Source organism: Hankyongella ginsenosidimutans (genome assembly GCF_005144965.1).
GTDB lineage: Bacteria > Pseudomonadota > Alphaproteobacteria > Sphingomonadales > Sphingomonadaceae > Hankyongella > Hankyongella ginsenosidimutans.
Window position 1 is genome coordinate 651,463 of sequence record NZ_CP039704.1, and the last position, 17,459, is coordinate 668,921.

At 63.6% G+C, this 17,459-nt stretch carries 15 protein-coding genes and 5 pseudogenes; 18 read left to right on the forward strand and 2 right to left on the reverse strand.

All coding sequences use genetic code 11. The features are described from left to right. Positions 1 to 71 precede the first annotated feature (71 nt). From E6W36_RS03750 to E6W36_RS17710, 16 genes and pseudogenes are all read left to right on the forward strand, one after another. Positions 72 to 874: pseudogene (locus E6W36_RS03750) on the forward strand (3-hydroxybutyrate dehydrogenase). Positions 875 to 883: 9 nt separating this feature from the next. Then, positions 884 to 1,710: pseudogene (locus E6W36_RS03755) on the forward strand (NAD(P)/FAD-dependent oxidoreductase). Then, positions 1,634 to 2,746 (forward strand): patatin-like phospholipase family protein, encoded by a 1,113-nt coding sequence (locus E6W36_RS17700; protein ID WP_246048099.1) that lies wholly within the window; start codon positions 1,634 to 1,636, stop codon positions 2,744 to 2,746. The pseudogene E6W36_RS03755 and the gene E6W36_RS17700 overlap by 77 nt, the downstream one beginning before the upstream one ends. After that, on the forward strand, positions 2,728 to 2,964 hold the full coding sequence (locus tag E6W36_RS03765) for a patatin-like phospholipase family protein (RefSeq protein WP_222873793.1): 237 nt from the start codon (positions 2,728 to 2,730) through the stop codon (positions 2,962 to 2,964). Before E6W36_RS17700 ends, E6W36_RS03765 begins: the two co-directional genes overlap by 19 nt. Positions 2,965 to 3,020: 56 nt before the next feature. Beyond that, positions 3,021 to 3,215, forward strand: coding sequence for a hypothetical protein (locus tag E6W36_RS03770; protein ID WP_222873794.1), 195 nt, complete (start codon positions 3,021 to 3,023; stop codon positions 3,213 to 3,215). Then, positions 3,212 to 4,060: a hypothetical protein gene (locus tag E6W36_RS03775; RefSeq protein ID WP_222873795.1), complete on the forward strand. Its 849-nt coding sequence runs from the start codon at positions 3,212 to 3,214 to the stop codon at positions 4,058 to 4,060. Before E6W36_RS03770 ends, E6W36_RS03775 begins: the two co-directional genes overlap by 4 nt. Next, on the forward strand, positions 4,027 to 4,560 hold the full coding sequence (locus E6W36_RS03780) for an adenylate/guanylate cyclase domain-containing protein (protein WP_222873796.1): 534 nt from the start codon (positions 4,027 to 4,029) through the stop codon (positions 4,558 to 4,560). The genes E6W36_RS03775 and E6W36_RS03780 overlap by 34 nt, the downstream gene beginning before the upstream one ends. Further along, entirely contained in the window at positions 4,560 to 5,030 is a 471-nt protein-coding gene (locus E6W36_RS03785) for an MBL fold metallo-hydrolase (RefSeq protein ID WP_222873797.1), read from the forward strand. The genes E6W36_RS03780 and E6W36_RS03785 overlap by 1 nt, the downstream gene beginning before the upstream one ends. Next, positions 4,979 to 5,371 (forward strand): MBL fold metallo-hydrolase, encoded by a 393-nt coding sequence (locus E6W36_RS03790; RefSeq protein ID WP_222873798.1) that lies wholly within the window; start codon positions 4,979 to 4,981, stop codon positions 5,369 to 5,371. Before E6W36_RS03785 ends, E6W36_RS03790 begins: the two co-directional genes overlap by 52 nt. A 124-nt stretch (positions 5,372 to 5,495) precedes the next feature. Then, positions 5,496 to 7,509 (forward strand): annotated as a pseudogene (locus E6W36_RS03800) (tetratricopeptide repeat-containing sulfotransferase family protein). Between the two features lie 548 nt (positions 7,510 to 8,057). Further along, positions 8,058 to 9,740, forward strand: a complete 1,683-nt coding sequence (locus E6W36_RS03805) for a TonB-dependent receptor (protein ID WP_222873799.1) — start codon at positions 8,058 to 8,060, stop codon at positions 9,738 to 9,740. Beyond that, a complete protein-coding gene (locus E6W36_RS20275) occupies positions 9,637 to 9,990 on the forward strand; it encodes a TonB-dependent receptor domain-containing protein (protein ID WP_281277598.1) in 354 nt (117 codons plus the stop codon). Before E6W36_RS03805 ends, E6W36_RS20275 begins: the two co-directional genes overlap by 104 nt. A 70-nt stretch (positions 9,991 to 10,060) precedes the next feature. Further along, complete coding sequence (locus tag E6W36_RS20280; RefSeq protein ID WP_222873801.1) at positions 10,061 to 10,429, forward strand: TonB-dependent receptor domain-containing protein; 369 nt, start codon at positions 10,061 to 10,063, stop codon at positions 10,427 to 10,429. After that, positions 10,429 to 11,508 carry an aromatic ring-hydroxylating oxygenase subunit alpha gene (locus tag E6W36_RS03820; RefSeq protein ID WP_222873802.1) on the forward strand — a complete coding sequence of 360 codons (1,080 nt, stop codon included), beginning with the start codon at positions 10,429 to 10,431 and terminating at the stop codon, positions 11,506 to 11,508. Before E6W36_RS20280 ends, E6W36_RS03820 begins: the two co-directional genes overlap by 1 nt. Then, a complete protein-coding gene (locus tag E6W36_RS03825) occupies positions 11,505 to 12,509 on the forward strand; it encodes an APC family permease (protein WP_246048100.1) in 1,005 nt (334 codons plus the stop codon). Before E6W36_RS03820 ends, E6W36_RS03825 begins: the two co-directional genes overlap by 4 nt. Next, the gene (locus E6W36_RS17710; protein ID WP_246048101.1) at positions 12,503 to 12,790 is read left to right on the forward strand and encodes a hypothetical protein; all 288 of its coding nucleotides are present in this window, start codon (positions 12,503 to 12,505) and stop codon (positions 12,788 to 12,790) included. Before E6W36_RS03825 ends, E6W36_RS17710 begins: the two co-directional genes overlap by 7 nt. Positions 12,791 to 12,792: 2 nt before the next feature. Here E6W36_RS17710 and E6W36_RS03830 read toward each other — a convergent pair. Next, a pseudogene (locus E6W36_RS03830) lies at positions 12,793 to 14,400 on the reverse strand (phytoene desaturase family protein). Between the two features lie 28 nt (positions 14,401 to 14,428). After that, positions 14,429 to 15,617, reverse strand: a pseudogene (locus tag E6W36_RS03835) (aromatic ring-hydroxylating oxygenase subunit alpha). Between the two features lie 727 nt (positions 15,618 to 16,344). On the opposite strand from E6W36_RS03835, the gene E6W36_RS22940 reads away from it, so the two are divergent. After that, positions 16,345 to 16,707: a PAS domain S-box protein gene (locus tag E6W36_RS22940; RefSeq protein WP_222873803.1), complete on the forward strand. Its 363-nt coding sequence runs from the start codon at positions 16,345 to 16,347 to the stop codon at positions 16,705 to 16,707. Positions 16,708 to 16,760: 53 nt separating this feature from the next. Then, the gene (locus E6W36_RS03845; RefSeq protein ID WP_222873804.1) at positions 16,761 to 17,459 is read left to right on the forward strand and encodes a sensor histidine kinase; all 699 of its coding nucleotides are present in this window, start codon (positions 16,761 to 16,763) and stop codon (positions 17,457 to 17,459) included.

The window sequence follows — 17,459 nt, forward strand, 5'->3', positions numbered from 1 at the left end:
AGGCCACCCGGCAATCACGTTTGCGTTATCATAGACACATGAGGCGGGCACAGAATATGATGATCTCACAGATGAACAGCCTGAGCGGGCGGATCGCCATTGTCACCGGTTCGACCAGCGGCATCGGCCTCGGCATCGCCCGTGCGCTTGCCAGCCACGGCGCCACCCTGGTGCTGAACGGCCTAGGCGATCGTGCCGCCATCGATGCGACCTGCAAGGCCCTTGCGCAGGAGACTGGTGCGCCGGTCCATTTCAACGGCGCGAACCTGCTTGATCCGGCAGGGGCGCGGGCGCTGGTCGCGGAGACTGCGCAGGCGCTCGGCGGCGTTGATATCCTGGTGAACAACGCTGGCATCCAGCACGTCAGCCCGATCGAGGATTTCCCGGACGACAAGTGGGATGCGATCCTGGCGCTCAATCTGTCGGCGGCTTTTCACAGCATCAAGGCGGCATTCGGCGGGATGAAGGCGCGCAAATGGGGCCGGATCATCAATGTCGCCTCTGCGCATGCCTTGGTCGCATCGCCGTTCAAGAGCGCGTATGTTGCTGCGAAGCACGGCGTTCTCGGCCTGACCAAGGTGGTCGCCCTGGAAGGTGCAGAACATGGCGTCACCTGCAATGCCATCTGCCCCGGCTATGTCTGGACCCCGCTGGTCGAAAACCAGATCGACGACACCGCCAAAGCACGTGGCCTGACCCGCGATCAGGTGATCCGCGATGTCCTGCTCGCGGCACAACCGTCTAAGCGCTTCGCTACAGTGGAAGAACTTGGGGATTGGCTGCGTTCCTGTGCTCGGATGCCGCAGCATCGATTACGGGTACCGCATTGCCGGTCGACGGGGGTGGACTGCGCACTGAGCCTTGTCGGGAGTGAAGGAAGGCCATGTCTAAACAATTGCCGCGTATCGTCATCATCGGCGCCGGGTTTGCTGGCCTCGCCTGCGCGCGCGGTCTGAAGCAGGCCAAGGCCGACATCATGCTAATCGACAGGAAAACCATCACCTGTTCCAGCCGCTGCTGTATCAGGTTGCAACGGCAGCGCTGTCTCCAGCCCAGATTGCCGCGCCCGTGCGCTCCGTGCTCAGCAAGCAGTGGAACACGACAGTCATGCTGGACAGCGTGACCGGCATCGACCGCGTCAACCGCACGGTGCTGGTCGAGAACGGCAATCCAGTGCCCTTCGATTATCTGGTCGTCGCGACTGGCGCCCGTCACAGCTATTTCGGCAAGGATGAATGGAGCGCCCTAGCACCCGGCATCAAGAATATCGACGATGCGACCCGCGTGCGCCGGAACATCCTGCTGGCGTTCGAGGAAGCCGAGGCGGAGCCGGACGATGCGCGGCGCGAGGCCTTGTTGACCTTCGCCGTGATCGGTGGCGGTCCGACCGGGGTGGAAATGGCCGGCTCCATTGCGGAGGTTGCACGCCATTCGATCAAGTGTGATTTCCGGCGGATCAACCCGCGTGATGCCAAGGTCGTCCTGATCGAGGCCGGCGAGCGGCTGCTGGTCACCATGCCGCCAGAACTGTCGGCGGCGGCGAAGCGCTCGCTGGAATGCATGGGGTCGAAGTGCGCCTCGGCACCCGCGTCGACAACATTACTGAGGATGGCGTTTGTGCCGGGGCATGTTCATGCCCTGCGCCACCAAAATCTGGGCGGCAGGCGTCCAGGCTTCACCAGCAGCGCAGTGGCTTGGCGTTGCGGGTGACCGCCAGGGCCGGGTGGCGGTCCGGGAAGACATGACCCTTGCCGAGGAGCCTAACATTTACGTGCTTGGCGATACGGCAGCGTTCACGCCGACAGGCGCCGAGCGGCCGCTGCCGGGCATCGCGCCGGTCGCCAAACAGGCAGGGCAACATACGGCACGCGCGCTGATCGCGCGGATCGAGGGGCGCACGCCGCCGAAGTTCATGTACCGCCACTACGGCAACCTCGCCACGATCGGCCGTAAGGCGGCGGTGGCGGATTTCGGCTGGACCCAGTTGAAAGGCACGTTCGCGTGGTTCGTCTGGGGCATCGCGCACGTCTACTTCCTGGTTGGTCACCGCAACCGGTTCGCCGTGCTGGTCGACTGGCTATGGTCCTACATTACCTATCAGCGTGGCGTGCGGCTGATTACCGGCGGCCCACGCAAACATAAAAGGCTGAGCTGGTGGAAGAAATGCAGGAGAGATTGCATGAACACGAAGAAGGCCAGGAAACTCAATCTCGCCATGCAGGGCGGTGGTTCGCATGGGGCCTTCGGCTGGGGTGTGCTGGATCGGCTGCTGGAAGACGGCCGCTTCGAGCTGGATGGTGTCTCTGCGACCAGCGCCGGGGCGATGAACGCGGCTGTCTATGCTTATGGCAAAATGACCGGCGGCCCGGAGCAAGCGCGTGCGCTGCTGGAGCAATTCTGGTCGAAGGTCAGCGAAACCGGCCGGCGGTTGAGCCCGGTCCGGCGCACCCTGTTCGACGACTGGATGACCATGATCGGCGTGCGTGAGTCGGTGTCCTACGTCATGTTCGACGCGATGACCCGCGTACTCTCGCCCTACCAGTTGAACCCGTTCAACTACCATCCGCTGCGCACAATACTCGAAGAAACGATCGATTTTGAGCAGTTGCGGCAGTGTACATGCACGCAGCTGTCCATCGCGGCCACCAACGTCAAGACTGGCGGCGTACGCATCTTCCGCAACGGGAGGTCTCGGCCGACGCAATCGTCGCGTCCGCCTGCCTGCCCATGCTGTTCCAAGCGATAGAGATCGAAGGCGAGTTCTACTGGGATGGCGGCTACATGGGCAATCCGGCCCTGTATCCGCTCATTTACAACACCGAAAGCAATGACATCCTGATCGTGCACATCAACCCGATCGTTCGCGACGCCGTCCCGCGTACGGCATCCGACATCATGAACCGGGTCAACGAGATCAGCTTCAATTCGTCGCTGATCCGGGAGCTGCGCGCCATTTCTTTGTAACCAAACTGATCGACGAGGACTGGATCCGCCCGGAATACAAGGATCGTCTGCGCCGGGTGAACATTCATGCCGTCCGCTCGGATGCCCACATGTCGAGTTATACGGTCGCCAGCAAGTTTGAGACTGATTGGCCGTTCCTGACCAAACTGCGCGACGCCGGGCGCATGGCTGCTTCTGCCTGGCTTGATTCCGCCTCCGACTCCGTGGGCAAGGAATCGAGCGTTGACCTGGCGCGCGACTACCTGTCTTGAGTCAGGAGCGCAAACGGCAATGGCGGTCGGCGCTGGCCGATGCGCTCGGGTTTGTGAAGGGCGAGTTGCCAGCGCGCGCCGCAGAAGCCATCGCCGCGCACGCCCATGCCAGCGAGCGTCTGACCGCCTGGACGCAATTGGGCGGCGCCCTGCTGTTCCTGCTGATCTATCTGGCGACACCCGCACGGTTTTCCGTGGAAGCCGTCTACGAGCCGGCGCCGCTCGCCTTGATGCTTTATGCCGGCTTCGTCGCGGCACGGCTGTGGCTTGCCTATCGCACGACAGTGCCGGTCCTCGTGCAGGCCGGGGCGATCGTGATGGATTTTGCGCTGCTTTATGGCCTGATTGCGCTGCTGCCGCTCGCCTATCACGCGCCGCTAGCGCTTGCTCTGAAGCACACGGCTTTCGCCTATGCCTTTGCTCTGGTGGCTTTGCGCGCCCTGAGGCTTGAGCCAGGGTGGGTTGCCTTCAGCGGCGGTGTCGCGGCGACGGGTTGGGCGCTGCTGGCGTTTATCGCAGCGCAAGCGCCGGGCGCGCTGACTGCGGATCCGATAGCCTATTTCACCGCGCCGCACGTGCTGCCGGCTGCTGAATTTGACCGTGTCGCCGCCCTGCTCGCGGTGACGGCCGTCCTCTGGCTGGCGGTGCGCCGCGGCCGGGTGCTGGTCTACAAGGCGTTCATCAGCGACGCGGCAACACGCGAACTCTCCCGCTTCTTCTCGCCGGAACTCGCCAAGCGCATCGCGACCGGCAGTGATGCGACCATTCCCGGCGTGGCGGAGATGCGCGATGCCGCAGTGATCTTTTCGACATGCGCGGGTTCTCCAACCTGTCCCGCAGCATGACGCCGACGGCCATGATCGAGCTGCTGGCCGCCTATCATGCGCTGGTGGTGCCGATCATCCGCGCCCATGGCGGCAGTGTCGACAAATTTCTCGGCGACGGCATTCTGACCAGCTTCGGCGCGGTCGAGCCCAGCACGACCTACGCCCGCGACGCCTTGGAGAGCGCCGTCGTCATCGCGCAGGCGACGCAGGAATGGCGTGCGCATCGTCTCGATCTGGGCATGACAGCCCCTGATATCGGTATGGGCCTGGCCTCCGGCCGGATTCTCTTCGGGGCCATCGGCATCGAGGATCGGCTGGAATATACAGTGCTCGGCGATGCCGTGAATCTTGCAGCCAAGCTGGAAAAGCAGACCAAGGCCGAGCAGGTGCGTGGTCTCACGACGGCAGAAACCTACGTGCTTGCCTACGAGCAGGGGTTCAAGCACCCGTTGGACGTGCGCCCCGCGCGTCGTATCGCCGGCATCGACGGGGAGTTCGATCTCATGGTGATCGCCTGATGTCGAGCCTGACTGTCCGGTGTTGGGGTGCGCGCGGGACCTTCCCGTCGCCCGGCATCCGCTTCTCCCGCTATGGTGGCGACACCATGTGCTTCGAAGTGCTGGCTGGCGATCGGCGCCTGATTCTCGACGCCGGGACCGGCATCAAGGCGCTCGGCGATGCGATGGACGGCCGCGAGACCCATATCCTGCTCTCGCACGGCCACATCGATCATGTGGTCGGGCTCACGCAATTTGCGCCGTTCTGGCAAGCCGGGCGGCCGATCGTGCTCTGGGTGCCAGAGGGTCCTCCCGGCGCGGCGGCGCACCTGCTGCTTGAACCGCCGCTGTTCCCGGTCGCGCTTGCCGAGATGCCTGCGTCGATCCGCGTGGTCCAGTATGCGCCGGATGCTCCCTGCCTGTCGCAGGTGGCCTTCGCGTGTGCGCTTTTCCGGTCAATCATCCGGGTGGTGCCTACGGGTTCCGGATAGATGCGGCCGGCTGCGCGGTCTGTTATGTAACGGACCATGAGCATGGCTCGCCGCTGGACGATGCGCTGGTCGCCAATATCCAAGACGCGGATATGGTGATTTATGACTCCACCTACACAGAAGAGGAAATGGACGGTCATCGCGGCTGGGGCCATTCGACCTGGGAGGCCGGGGTCGAGCTCGCCAACCGGGCCAGCGTGCCGCTGCTCTGGCTGGCGCATCACCACCCAGAGCGCGACGACGCGAGCTTGGATGCCTTGCAATCGGCGGCGAACGTCTCGGCCTTCCCGCGCAGCCGTTTCGTCCATACAGGTGCTGCATGCACCTTGTCCCTGGTCTAGTGCCCTTTTCGAATATGAAATCAAACCGCGCCTGATATCGAGCGCAACCGATTTCAGATTCGGGTCACGAGAAGCAACGCGCACAAGACTTGACGCCGGGCTGACATTTCGCAACCCCTACGGCATGGCGACAGGAAGTACTCACAACGATGCCCGCGGCACTCGACGAGGCGCTCGCGCAGGCGAACCGCTTGCTGCGCGAGGCCCCGAACTGGCGCTTGAGCAGACGCAGGAAATCCTCGCTGTCGTGCCGGACGAGCCGCGCACGCGCCTCATCCAGGCCAAGGCTCTGCGTGCGCTGGGAAGACAGGACGATGCGGCGGCCGCGCTCACGCAGTTGGCGGCGCAATTTCCGCTGTGGGCAGCGCCGGTGCTCGAGCGCGGCGCCTGCTGGCGGCGCAAGGCAAGGCAGAGGACGCCGTTGCCTGTTTGCGGCGTGCGGTCGCGCTGGACCCGGAGCGGGCAAGCGCCTGGACCGCGCTTGGCAATCTGCTCGAGCTGACCGGCGATCATGCCGGCGCGCAGGCGGCACACAGCCAATCGCTCACCGCCGCCTTGAAGAATCCTCAGCTTCTGGAAGCCGCCGCCCTGCTCAACGAGGGCAAGCTCGCCCCCGCCGAAAGTCTGCTGCGCGATTATCTGAAGCGCAGCCCGAACGATGTCGCGGCAATCCGCATGCTGGCCGAACTCGGCACCCGGCTCAGCCGCTACGAAGATGCCGAACACCTGCTGTCCCGCGCGCTCGAACTGACCCCGGATTTCGCACCCGCGCGCTACAATCTGGCGCTCGTGCTGCACCGGCGCAACCGCTCGGCCGAGGCGCTGGCGCATCTGGAGCAGCTGCTGGCCGAGGAGCCGAACAACCCGGGCTATCTCAGCCTGAAGGCGGCCGCGCTCAGTCATGTCGGCGAGTATGCCGGGGCCGCCGACCTTTATGAGCGCCTGCTGGGTGATTTCCCGAACCAGCCCAAGGTCTGGATGAGCTATGGCCATGCGCTGAAGACGCTCGGCCGTCGCGCTGCGTGCGAGGCCGCCTATCTGCGCGCCATCGCGCAAGCGCCGACCTTTGGCGAAGTCTGGTGGAGCCTTGCCAACCTCAAGACCTTCGCCTTCACGCCAGAACAGATCGCGGCCATGCGCGCGGCGCTGGACACGGGCGAGCAGCTCCCGCCCGAAGACCGCTTCCATCTGGCCTTCGCGCTCGGCAAGGCGCTGGAAGATGCCGGCGACAGCGCGCAGGCCTTCGCCTGTTATGCGCAGGCGAACGCTTGGCGGCGCGAGCAGCTCGACTACCGCGCCGACGAGACCACCCGTCATCTGCAGCGGTCGGCCGCAACGTTCACGCCGGCGTTTTTCGCAGCGCGCACGGGCTGGGGCCACGACGCGCCGGACCCGATTTTCATCGTCGGCCTGCCGCGTGCCGGCTCGACCCTGATCGAGCAGATCCTCGCCAGCCACTCAGCCGTGGAGGGCACGCACGAGCTGCCGGACGTAATAGCGCTCGCCACCCGGCTCGGCGGCCGCAAGCGCGCGCACGACCCGACCCGTTACCCGGAAATGCTCGCCGAACTGTCGCCGGAGGATTTCGCCGCACTCGGCCGCGAGTATCTCGAGCGCACGCGGGTGCAGCGCAAAACGGACAAGCCGCGCTTCATCGACAAGATGCCCAACAACTTTCAGCATGTCGGGCTGATCCATCTGATGCTGCCGAATGCCATCATCGTCGATGCACGGCGGCACCCGCTCGGCTGCTGCTTCTCGGGCTTCAAGCAGCATTTCGCGCGCGGCCAGGCCTTCACGTACAGCCTGGAGGATATCGGGCACTATTATCGGGATTATGTGGACCTGATGGCCCACTTCGATGCGGTGCTGCCAGGGCGGGTGCACCGCGTCTACTACGAGCGGATGATCGAGAACTTCGAGATGGAGGTGCGCGCCCTGCTGGACGCCTGCAGGCTGCCGTTCGAGCCCGGCTGCCTGCGCTTTTCGAGAACGAGCGCGCGGTGCGCACCGCCAGTTCCGAGCAGGTGCGCCGCCCGATCTACAGTGACGGCGTCGACCAGTGGCGTGCGTTCGAACCCTATCTCGACCCGCTCAAGGCAGCGCTGGGTCCGGCACTCACCGGCTACCCCGTATGATGCGGCAAGGTTGCAACACCCAGCCCTGAAAATTTACCGCCCTCACATCCGCCTTTACGGGTAACAATCTTCGCGCTTAGCATTGGGGTCGACGCTGTTTGTTGCTACGCGGCATAAAAATCCACGGGAGGATAAAGTGGAGAGCTTGTGTCGTAATTTCAAAGTTCGCCTGGCTGAAGTGCCAGCCTCTGCGCGAACTTTGAGATAGAATACGACACTAAAAACAATAGCATACGCGTATCCCGAATCTGAAATCCAACCGGGCCTGACGTTTGGTGTGCAGGATTTCAGATTAGGGACACGAGTGGCGTCTCGCATCGCCATGCGATGGATCGACAACGACGGGGAATTTTTCTGTTATGACAAACCTGAATTCCAGGGCCAGTGTCTCGAATCTGAAATCCGTTACACCCAATATCAGGCATGGTTGGATTTCAGATTCGAAAAGGACACGAGCAAGATATTATTTCTCGTGTCGTTTTCAGAATCGAAGTTCGCTTGATCGCCCGATATCGTGGTGGAGCGAACTTCGATTCCACGACACTTGTATGGTGTCGGCTGGAGCTGTCCTCCTGCTCTCCAGCACGGCGCTCGCCACAACCGCCGCTCATGCGCAGCAGGCGGCGGATGAAATGCTGCTTGAGGAAATCGTGGTGACGGCGACGCGGCGCGCCGAGCGCCTGCAGGACGTGCCGATCAGCATTCAGGCGTTCAACACCGAGGCCTTGAAGAAGCAGGGCGTCACGGACTTCCAGGATGTCGCCCGCCTGTTGCCCAGCGTCTCCTACGACACCTCGGCGCCGGGGGCGACGACTATCTACATCCGCGGCGTCTCCAGCGGCGGCGACGGCAACCACTCCGCCTCGCTGCCAAGCGTCGGTGTCTATCTCGACGAGCAGCCGATCACCACCATCCTCGGGCCGGTCGACGTCAATTTCTATGACATCGAGCGGGTCGAAGCGCTAGCCGGTCCCCAGGGGACGCTGTTCGGCGCCAGTTCGCAGTCCGGCACCATCCGCATCATCACCAACAAGCCGAAACTCGACAAGGTCGAGGGCGGCTATGACCTGGAACTTAACAAGATCGACGGCGGTGGCGTCGGCGGCTCGGTGCAGGGTTACTACAACCAGCCGATCAACGACCGCACGGCAATCCGTCTCGTCGGCTGGTACAAGCGCGACGGCGGCTACATCGACAATGTCGAGACGACTCGGGTGTTCCCGTCCTCGACACAGGCGGCGATCGATAATGGGCAGACCAATGTGCCCATTCAGCAAAACAATGCCGAGTTCGCCGAGGATGATTACAACGATGTCGTGACCTACGGCGGGCGGGTCGCGCTGAAGATCGACCTCAATGACAACTGGACGGTGACGCCTTCTCTGCTCGCGCAGCAGCAGCTGCAGCACGGGTTTTTCGCCTATTCAGCCGATGACGGCGATCTGAACATATCCCACTATGCGCCGGAGCGTGCACGGGACCGTTTCTATCAGGCAGCCTTGACGATCGAGGGCAAAATCGGCGCATTCGACCTGACCTACGCCGGCTCCTTCTTCCAGCGCGATGCGCAATCGCGCGCGGATTATTCGGATTACTCGTATTTTTACGATTCGCTGGCTGGCTATACACTTTACAACAATGACGGTGAGATCATCGATCCATCGCAGAGCATACGTGGCCGGGAGCGGTTCACCAAGCTGAGCCAGGAACTGCGGATCAGCTCACCGTCGGCGGAGCGGTTCCGCTTTGTCGGTGGCCTGTTCTACCAGCGCCAGGTCGATGACATCACCCAGGAATATGTCGTCGACGATCTCGCCGATGCAATCGAGGTCCCCGGCTTTGATGATACGCTCTGGCTGACGCAGCAAAGGCGGATCGACCGGGATTATGCCGCCTTCGGCGAACTCAGCTACGATCTGCTCGATAACCTCACCCTGACCGGCGGGGTTCGGGTCTTCTATTACAACAACTCCTGCGCGGTTTCTTCGGTTTCGGGAAGGTTTCAGCGGCGGGACGGGTGTGGCAGCCTGCCGGTTGCCGGATGGCTCGCTGCGGCCGCCTTCCGTACCCAATTCGCCCTGCACCAACATCGACAGCTCCCAGAACGAGGTCAACGTCACTCAGAAGATCAACGCCACGTACAAGCTCGACCCCGACAAGCTGGTGTATTTCACCTGGTCGCGCGGGTTCCGCCCCGGCGGCATCAACCGGCGCGGTGGCGTACCCTATGACGCCGACTTCCTCGTCAACTACGAAGTCGGGTTCAAGACCAGTTGGCTGGACCGCCGCGTGCGCTGGAACGGCGCTTTCTACTGGTCGAATTGGAAGGACTTCCAGTTTCCGTTCCTTGGCCAAAACGGCCTGACCGTCATCACCAATGCCGGCAACGCCCGCATTCGCGGGTTCGAGACCGATTGGCAGGCGACCCTTGCGCCCGGCCTGACGTTCGCGGGGGTATGGCGTTCACCGACTCGGTCCTGACGGAAAACTACTGCGGCTTCACGCGCCCGGATGGGGCGCCGAGACCAACTGCCCCGGTGCCGAGCTGGCGGTGAGCGGCGCGCGCCTGCCCGAAGTGCCACGCTTCAAGGGCAACGCGACCTTGCGTTATGAGTTCAACTGGGGCGAGACGGAGCCGTTCCTGCAGCTCAACTATACCCACCAAAGCTCCAGCAAGTCGGACCTTCGCCGGGTCGAGGCGGATATTGTCCGCCCGCAGGGCACCTATGACCTCGTGAATTTCTCGCTCGGCTTCAAGCGCGACAACCTGACCGCCGAATTCTTCCTGGACAACGCCTTCGACGAGCGCGCCGAACTCAACCGCTTTACCCAGTGCGCCGAGCAGGTGTGCGGCGGCCGGGTGAACATCATCCCGACCCGCCCGCGCATGTTCGGGTTCCGGTTCGGGCAGAAGTTCTGATGACCGTCAGGGCGGGCGGACACGCGGCCTCTGCTGACCCCGCCCTGCCGCTCACGCAAGCGCGCGCGCTTGTCGTCGAACCCTATGTCCACCCGGACTGGGCGGCGATCGAACAGGCGCGCGTGTTCCGCCAGTCCTGGCAACTGGTCGGATCGGCTGCCGAGATCGCCGGCCCGGGCGACCATCTGGCGCGCGAGATTGCGGGCGTGCCGGTGCTGGTCGTGCGCCAGCCGAACGGTTCGGTGCAGGCATTCCACAACGTCTGCCGGCACCGCGCCGGACCACTGGCCGCCTGCGACGGCAAGGGCGCACGTGCGCTGCGCTGCAGATATCATGGCTGGCTCTACGGACTCGACGGCCGGCTGAAGGTCGCCGCCGAGATGGACGATGCCGAGGGCTTTACAGCGGCAGAGCTGGCGCTCGAGCCGGTGCGGGTCGGCGTGTGGCAGGGGTTCGTCTTCGTCTGCCTCGGCGCGGATGCGCCGCCGCTCGAGGAGATTCTGGACGGGATCGAGGCGCGCATGGCCCCGACCCAGCTTGCGCCGATGGCCCATCGCCGGCACTGGCGCGACGAGATCGCCTGCAACTGGAAGGTCTACATCGACAACTACCTTGAGGGCTATCACCTGCCGTTCGTCCACCCGGACCTGGCGCGGGTGGTCAGCTACGCCGAGTACAACAGCACGCTCGCGCCATGGTATTCGCTGCAATATGCCCCGGTCTCCGGCGCGGGCGACGCCTATGGCGCGGGCGAGGCGCTGTATTACTTCGTCTACCCCAACTTCATGCTCAACATCATGCCCGGCCGGTTGCAGGTGAATGTCGTGACGCCGCTCGGGCCGGATCGCTGCGCTGTCGATTTTGATTTCTATTACCTCGACCAGGACGACGTGCAGGCGCGGGTCGAGGCCGACCTGACGTTCACGGCCCAGATCCAGCAAGAGGATGTCGCCATATGCCTCCAGGTGCAGAAGGCGCTGGCATCCGGCGTCTATCGGCCTGGTCGTCTGTCGCCGCGGCGGGAGGCTGGAGTCTGGCACTTCCAGAACCTGCTGCGCCGGGCCTACGGCTGGGCATGAGCGACAAAAGCCCGGCGCCGGCGCAGACCATGGGCTTCTGGATGGCGCTGGCGCTGGTCGTCGGCTCGATGATCGGCTCCGGCGTGTTCCTGCTGCCGGCGAGCCTCGCCCCGCTGGGCTGGAATTCGGTGCTCGGCTGGCTGGTGACCATCGCCGGCACGCTGTGCATGGCGGCGGTCTTCGCCCGGCTGGCACGCGCCTTTCCGTCGGCCGGTGGGCCATATGCGTTCACGCGGGAAGCGTTCGGGAGACCACCCGCCTTCATGGTCGCCTGGGCCTACTGGATCTCGCTGTGGACCGGCAACGCCGCTATCGCCATCGCCGCCGTCAGCTACCTCAGCCGGCTGGTGCCGGGTCTGGCCGATATGGCTTCGTTGGGTGCAGTCGCGATCGTGTGGCTGCTGACTGCGATCAACCTGCGTGGTGTGCGCGCGGTGGGCGGCGTACAGATGGTGACGACGGTGCTGAAGCTGGTGCCCCTGGTCGCCGTGTTCGGGATCGCGGCTGTTGTCCTGACCACGGCAAGCCCGTCGCCGCTGGCCCCGTTCGATGCCGGAGACCTGAGCCTCGGCCAGGTCAACACGGCGGCGATCCTGGCGCTCTGGGCCATGCTCGGCATCGAAACAGCGACGGTGCCGGCCGACAAGGTGCGCGACCCCGAGCGCACAGTGCCGCGCGCGACGCTGATCGGCACGGCGCTGGCCGGGGCGATCTATCTGTTCGTCTGCTCAGCAGTGGTACTCATGCTGCCCGCAGACCAGACCGCGCAGTCAGCCGCCCCGTTTGCGGATTTTGTGGCGCGCTATGTCGGCGGCGACTGGGCGCTGCTGGTGGCGGCGGCGGGCGCGATCTCGGCGCTTGGCGCGCTCAACGGCTGGATCCTGGTGCAGGCCGAGGTACCGCATGCCATGGCGAAGGACGGCGTGATGCCATCCCCATGGCCCGCAGTTCGCCGACCGGAGCGCCGGTGGTTGCTCATCTGGTCTCCAGTGGCTTGCTGACTGCGGCGGTACTGCTGAATTACAGCCGCTCGATGGCCGGGCTGTTCGAGTTCATGATCCTGCTCTCGTCCGCCATCACGCTGGTCATGTATGTCGGCGTGGCGCTGGCCGCCGCCCGGCTGATCGCCGGCGGCCGGCTCGTCGCCGGCTTGGCTTCCGGGCCATCGTGCTGGTGGCGTTCGTCTATTCCGTGTGGACAGTGTTCGGCGCAGGGCTGGAAGCCGTTGGCTGGGGCGCAGCACTCGTGCTTGCCGGACTGCCGCTCTACCTGTTCATGGTGAAATCAGGCCCGGCGCAGCAACCGGCCAAGGAAACTGCGGTCCGCTAGGATTTCCTGCGCCGCATTATGCCCCGGCGCGCCGGTGACGCCGCCACCCGGGTGCGCGCCGGACCCGCACAGGTACAGCCCACGGATCGGCGTGCGATAGTCGGCAAAGCCGAGCAGCGGCCGCGCCGCCCACAATTGATCCAGCGACATGCGGCCGTGGAAGATATCACCGCCGATCAGCCCGAACCGCCGCTCCAGATCGAGCGGCGACAGGGCGAGCCGCCCGACGACCGCCGCTTTGAAATTGGGGCATAGCGGTTGACGGTCTCGATCATGTGGTCGGCGACGCGCTCGCGCTCCTCGTCCCAGGAGCGGCCGTCCGGAAGTTCAGGGCACACATGCTGGCAGAACAGGCTGGCGACGTGTGCGCCTTTGGGTGCCAGGCTGTCGTCGACGACGGACGGGATCTTCATCTCGATCACCGGTTCGGCCGACCAGCCGTCGGCACGCGCACTGGTATAGGCGCGGTCCATGTAGTCGAGCGTCGGGGCGATGATGATGCCGCTCTGATGATGCTCGGCCGGGTCCTTGCCGGGCAGGCAACTGAAGTCTGGCAGCTCGCTCAGCGCCACGTTCATGCGGAAGGTGCCGGAGCCGCATTTGAACTGGTCCATGCGCCGGCGGAAATCCGCGGGCAGATCGCTGGCATCGACCAGCCGGCGGTAGAGCAGCGCCGGGCCGACATTGGCGGCAACGATGTCCGCAAAGACCTCCTGGCCGCCTTCCAGCCGCGCGCCGACGGCGCGTCCACCGCTGACCAGCAGCTTCTCGACCGGCGCTTCCAGGCTGATCTCGACTCCGGCCGCCAGGCACGCCTTGCTCATGGCCTGCGTGATCGTCCCCATGCCGCCGACGCAGTGCCCCAGGCGCCTTCTTGCCGTTCACCTCGCCGAAGACATGGTGCAGCAGCACATAGGCAGACCCCGGCGCGTCCGGGCTGGCAAAGTTGCCGACCACCGCGTCGAAGCCAAATGCGCCTTTCACATAGTCGTTCTCGTACCAGGCATCGAGGAAGTCGCGCGCGCTCTTGACGAACAGGTCCAGCACATCGCGCTGGTCTTCCAGCGACATGCCGGCCAGGCGCCGCCCTGGGTCGCTGCAGCGACCAGCGCCTGCAGGCCGCCGCCGGCGTTCGGGGCGTTTTCAGCGCAAGATCCCGCAAGACCTCGGCCACCCGCTCCAGCGCGTCGGAATAGGCGGGAAAAGCCTCGGCGTCCTTGGGCGAGAAGCGGGCGAATTCCGCCTGCGTGCGCGCCGTCCCGCCGCCAAGCTTCAGGTACCCGCCATCCTGATGCGGGAAGAAGTTGGAGATCGGCCGCTCGATCACGCGGTAGCCATAGTCCGCCAGCCGCATGTCCGCGATGACTTTGGGCCGCAGCAGGCTGACCGTGTAGCTCGCGGTCGAATTGCGAAAGCCGGGGTGAAACTCCTCGGTCACGGCCGCGCCGCCGACGACCGCGCGCCGCTCCAGCACCCGCACCTTCAGTCCGGCGCGCGCCAGGTAAAAGCGCAGACGAGGCCATTATGGCCGCCGCCGATGATCAGCGCGTCGGTGCGTTGCATAGGTAGGGTCCCCTGGTGACATTCATTTTCAGGCGTGTGCGTGGATGCCGGGTCGCCGGCTCCAGCCGGGCGCCGGCGGATGGTGCAGGCGCGCCTCCGGAATGAGGGCGCGCAGCTTGCGCGCGAAGCTGCGCAGGCAGACTTCGCTGGTTCCCAGAGGCCCCACCGTATAGCTGCTGGACGCCATGCCCTGCTGCACGCGCGCGATTAGCGCCGTATCCTCGCGGTTGACCTGCCGGTTGATGCGCCAGTTGAGGTAGCGCGCAGCCTTCATCTCGCGCCGGTCGTCCGGCAACACATAGGCGATTTCGCGGATCAGCGTCTGGGTCGGCGAAACCGGCAGGAACTGCATGAAATCCACCTGATCCGGGTAGATGTCGAACGCGACGTTCGGCCAGAGCTTGAAATAGGTCCACAGCCGCTGCCGCTCCGGCGGCAGGTGCGCGACCGGCGGTAGCAGGCGTTGATACAGCCGCTCGGAGAGGTTGACGGACTCGCGTTCGATCAGCCCGCCCCACATCTTGTCGACATGGTCGTTCGCTTCGATCGCATAGCCGCGCCCGAACAGCCGGGTCAGACCGGGATGCGCGACGGGAATGTGCAGGCCATCCGAATAATTGTCGGCGACGTTCTTCCAGTTGACCGCGCGCGGGCGCATCACCACGCGGCCAAGGGCTTGCAGGTCCTCGAACCGATACGGTGCGACTTCATGATCGTAAGGCGCCATCATTTCGGCGACCGATGGGCCGCCATTCTCCAGGCGCACAAAGATGAATCCGCGCCAGACCTCCAGTTCGACGGCGCCAGGCCATGACGCCCCATCTCGAGCCCCGGATAATCGCTGCGCATGGGCACGCCGGTCAGCCGGCCATCCAGATCGTAGGTCCAGGCGTGGTAGGGGCAGACCAGCTTCTTCGCACAGCCGCTGTTGCCGTCGACCAGCCGGGAGGCACGGTGCCGGCAGACATTGGCGAACGCGCGCACCGCGCCATCCTCGCCCGCACGACCAGCACGCTCTCGCCCAGATAGTCGAGCGTATGCCAGTCGCCGGCTTTGGGGATGTCGTTCAGGTGGCACACCACCTGCCAGGCCGGCCGGATGACCCGCGCCATCTCGACGGCAAAATATTCCGAGTCATGATACAGCCAGGCCGGCAGGCTCCAGCCCGCATCCGGATCAACTTGTTCCTGAGTCCTGTCCGCAGGTTGCGTCGCCATGCCGATCTCCCATCCCGGGAGCAGCCTATGACGCGGCGGCGGCGCTCGCAAGACTGCCCAGCATCATGCGGGGCTGATCTCATCATGATCGATCGGCCGCTGCTTCTGACAAATACCAAATCGACTGGTTCTGTTCAGCAAGCCGTAACCTTTACCTTCATTGGGTTACATGCTAAACACAGATCAAGTGCGCCGCATGCTGGAACTGAAAATGTTTTTCTTGTGCCATGGCTCCACCAGAGCAAGTCACAGTGATTGGCGCCAGTTGCGGGGAGAGTTGCTTGAGTATACCGCAAGAAATCTTCGCGGCCCTTGATCTCGTATCACCGAGTACGCGACGTCATTCTGAAGATTATTTACGTGAAATTGCCCTAGGGGCGTCAAAACTACTGAATGCCGACACGATACTGGTGTCCACGTTGTCGGCGGAGCGGGGCGACAGTTTCAAGACGCTGATCCTTCTGCGCGATGGCGAAGTCCAGCCGAATATATCCTACAAGCGCGCCGGCTCACCTTGCGAGAACGTTTATACGGAAAGTTTGTGCAGTTATTTCAGCGCCGTCTGCATGAAATTTCCTGAAGATGAATATCTGAAAACCTTGGGAGCTGAATCCTACATCGGCACGCCGCTGCTTGACTCGCACGGCCAGACCATTGGAATTTTGCCTGTATCGACACCAAACCCCTCAAACCGGAAGAACGCGCGCAGAAGATTGTCATCCTGCGTATGCTGGCGCTCAACATTGAAGCGCAGCTCGAGCGGCTGCAGTCTGACCAGAAATTGCAAAAGGCCTGGCGTGATTTGAACTTCAAATCTGCAGCGCTTGACCAGCACTGCATCGTCAGCATCAGCGATAATGAAGGCAAATTGACCTATGTGAATGACAAGCTTTGTGAAATCTCCGGATGGTCGCGCGACGAGCTTCTGAATCAGCCGCATCGCACCCTCATGTCCATGCACCACAGCGAGGAGTACATCCAGCACGCCTGGAAAAGCTTCAGGCTGGGGAAATCTGGCGCAGCATCGTCCATAACAAGACCAAGACGGGCGAAGATTACTGGATCGACGCCAGCTATATCCCACAGATGAGCCCGGGTGGCGAGCTGGAGCGCTATATCGGAGTGCGAACAGACATCACGGCCATGATCCGCGCGCTCGATGAAGCGCAGGAGTCCGCGCGCGCCAAGTCGGTGTTCCTCTCGACCATGAGCCACGAGCTGCGCACGCCACTGAACGCAATTCTGGGTTATGCCCAGCTCATGAAGATGAACGCCGCCGTCAGCGAAACCATGACGACCTATCTGGATATCATTTCGGAAAACAGCAGCCGATTGCTGGACAAGATCAATACGATCCTCTCGTATGCGGAGGATGAGTATATTGTTCGCGACTCTCAGGTGAGACCCGTCGATATGCGCGTCCTGGTTCAGGAGACGATTTCCGTGCTCAATCCCATGGCGCGAGAGTTCGACGTGATAATCGTCAACGACGTTACGCCTGCTGTGTGCATCACTGCTCAGCCCGCGCATCTGCGCTCGATATTCGAAAATCTTATCTCCAACGCCGTCAAGTACAACCGGCCCGGCGGCAAGGTTCTGGTGACCAGCGAAGTCTATGCGGACATCAAGAAAATTATGGTGCAGGATAACGGCATCGGGATCGATGAAAGCATGGGCGACAAGATTTTCAATCGGTTCGAACGGGGGCAGGCGCAGGGTAGCGTGGTGCCTGGAAGCGGGCTCGGCCTGACGATCGTGCGCGATCTGGTTGCGCAACTGGGTGGCCGGATCAATTACAGGAGCACGCCGGGCAAGGGCACCACATTCACGGTGGAGCTGTAG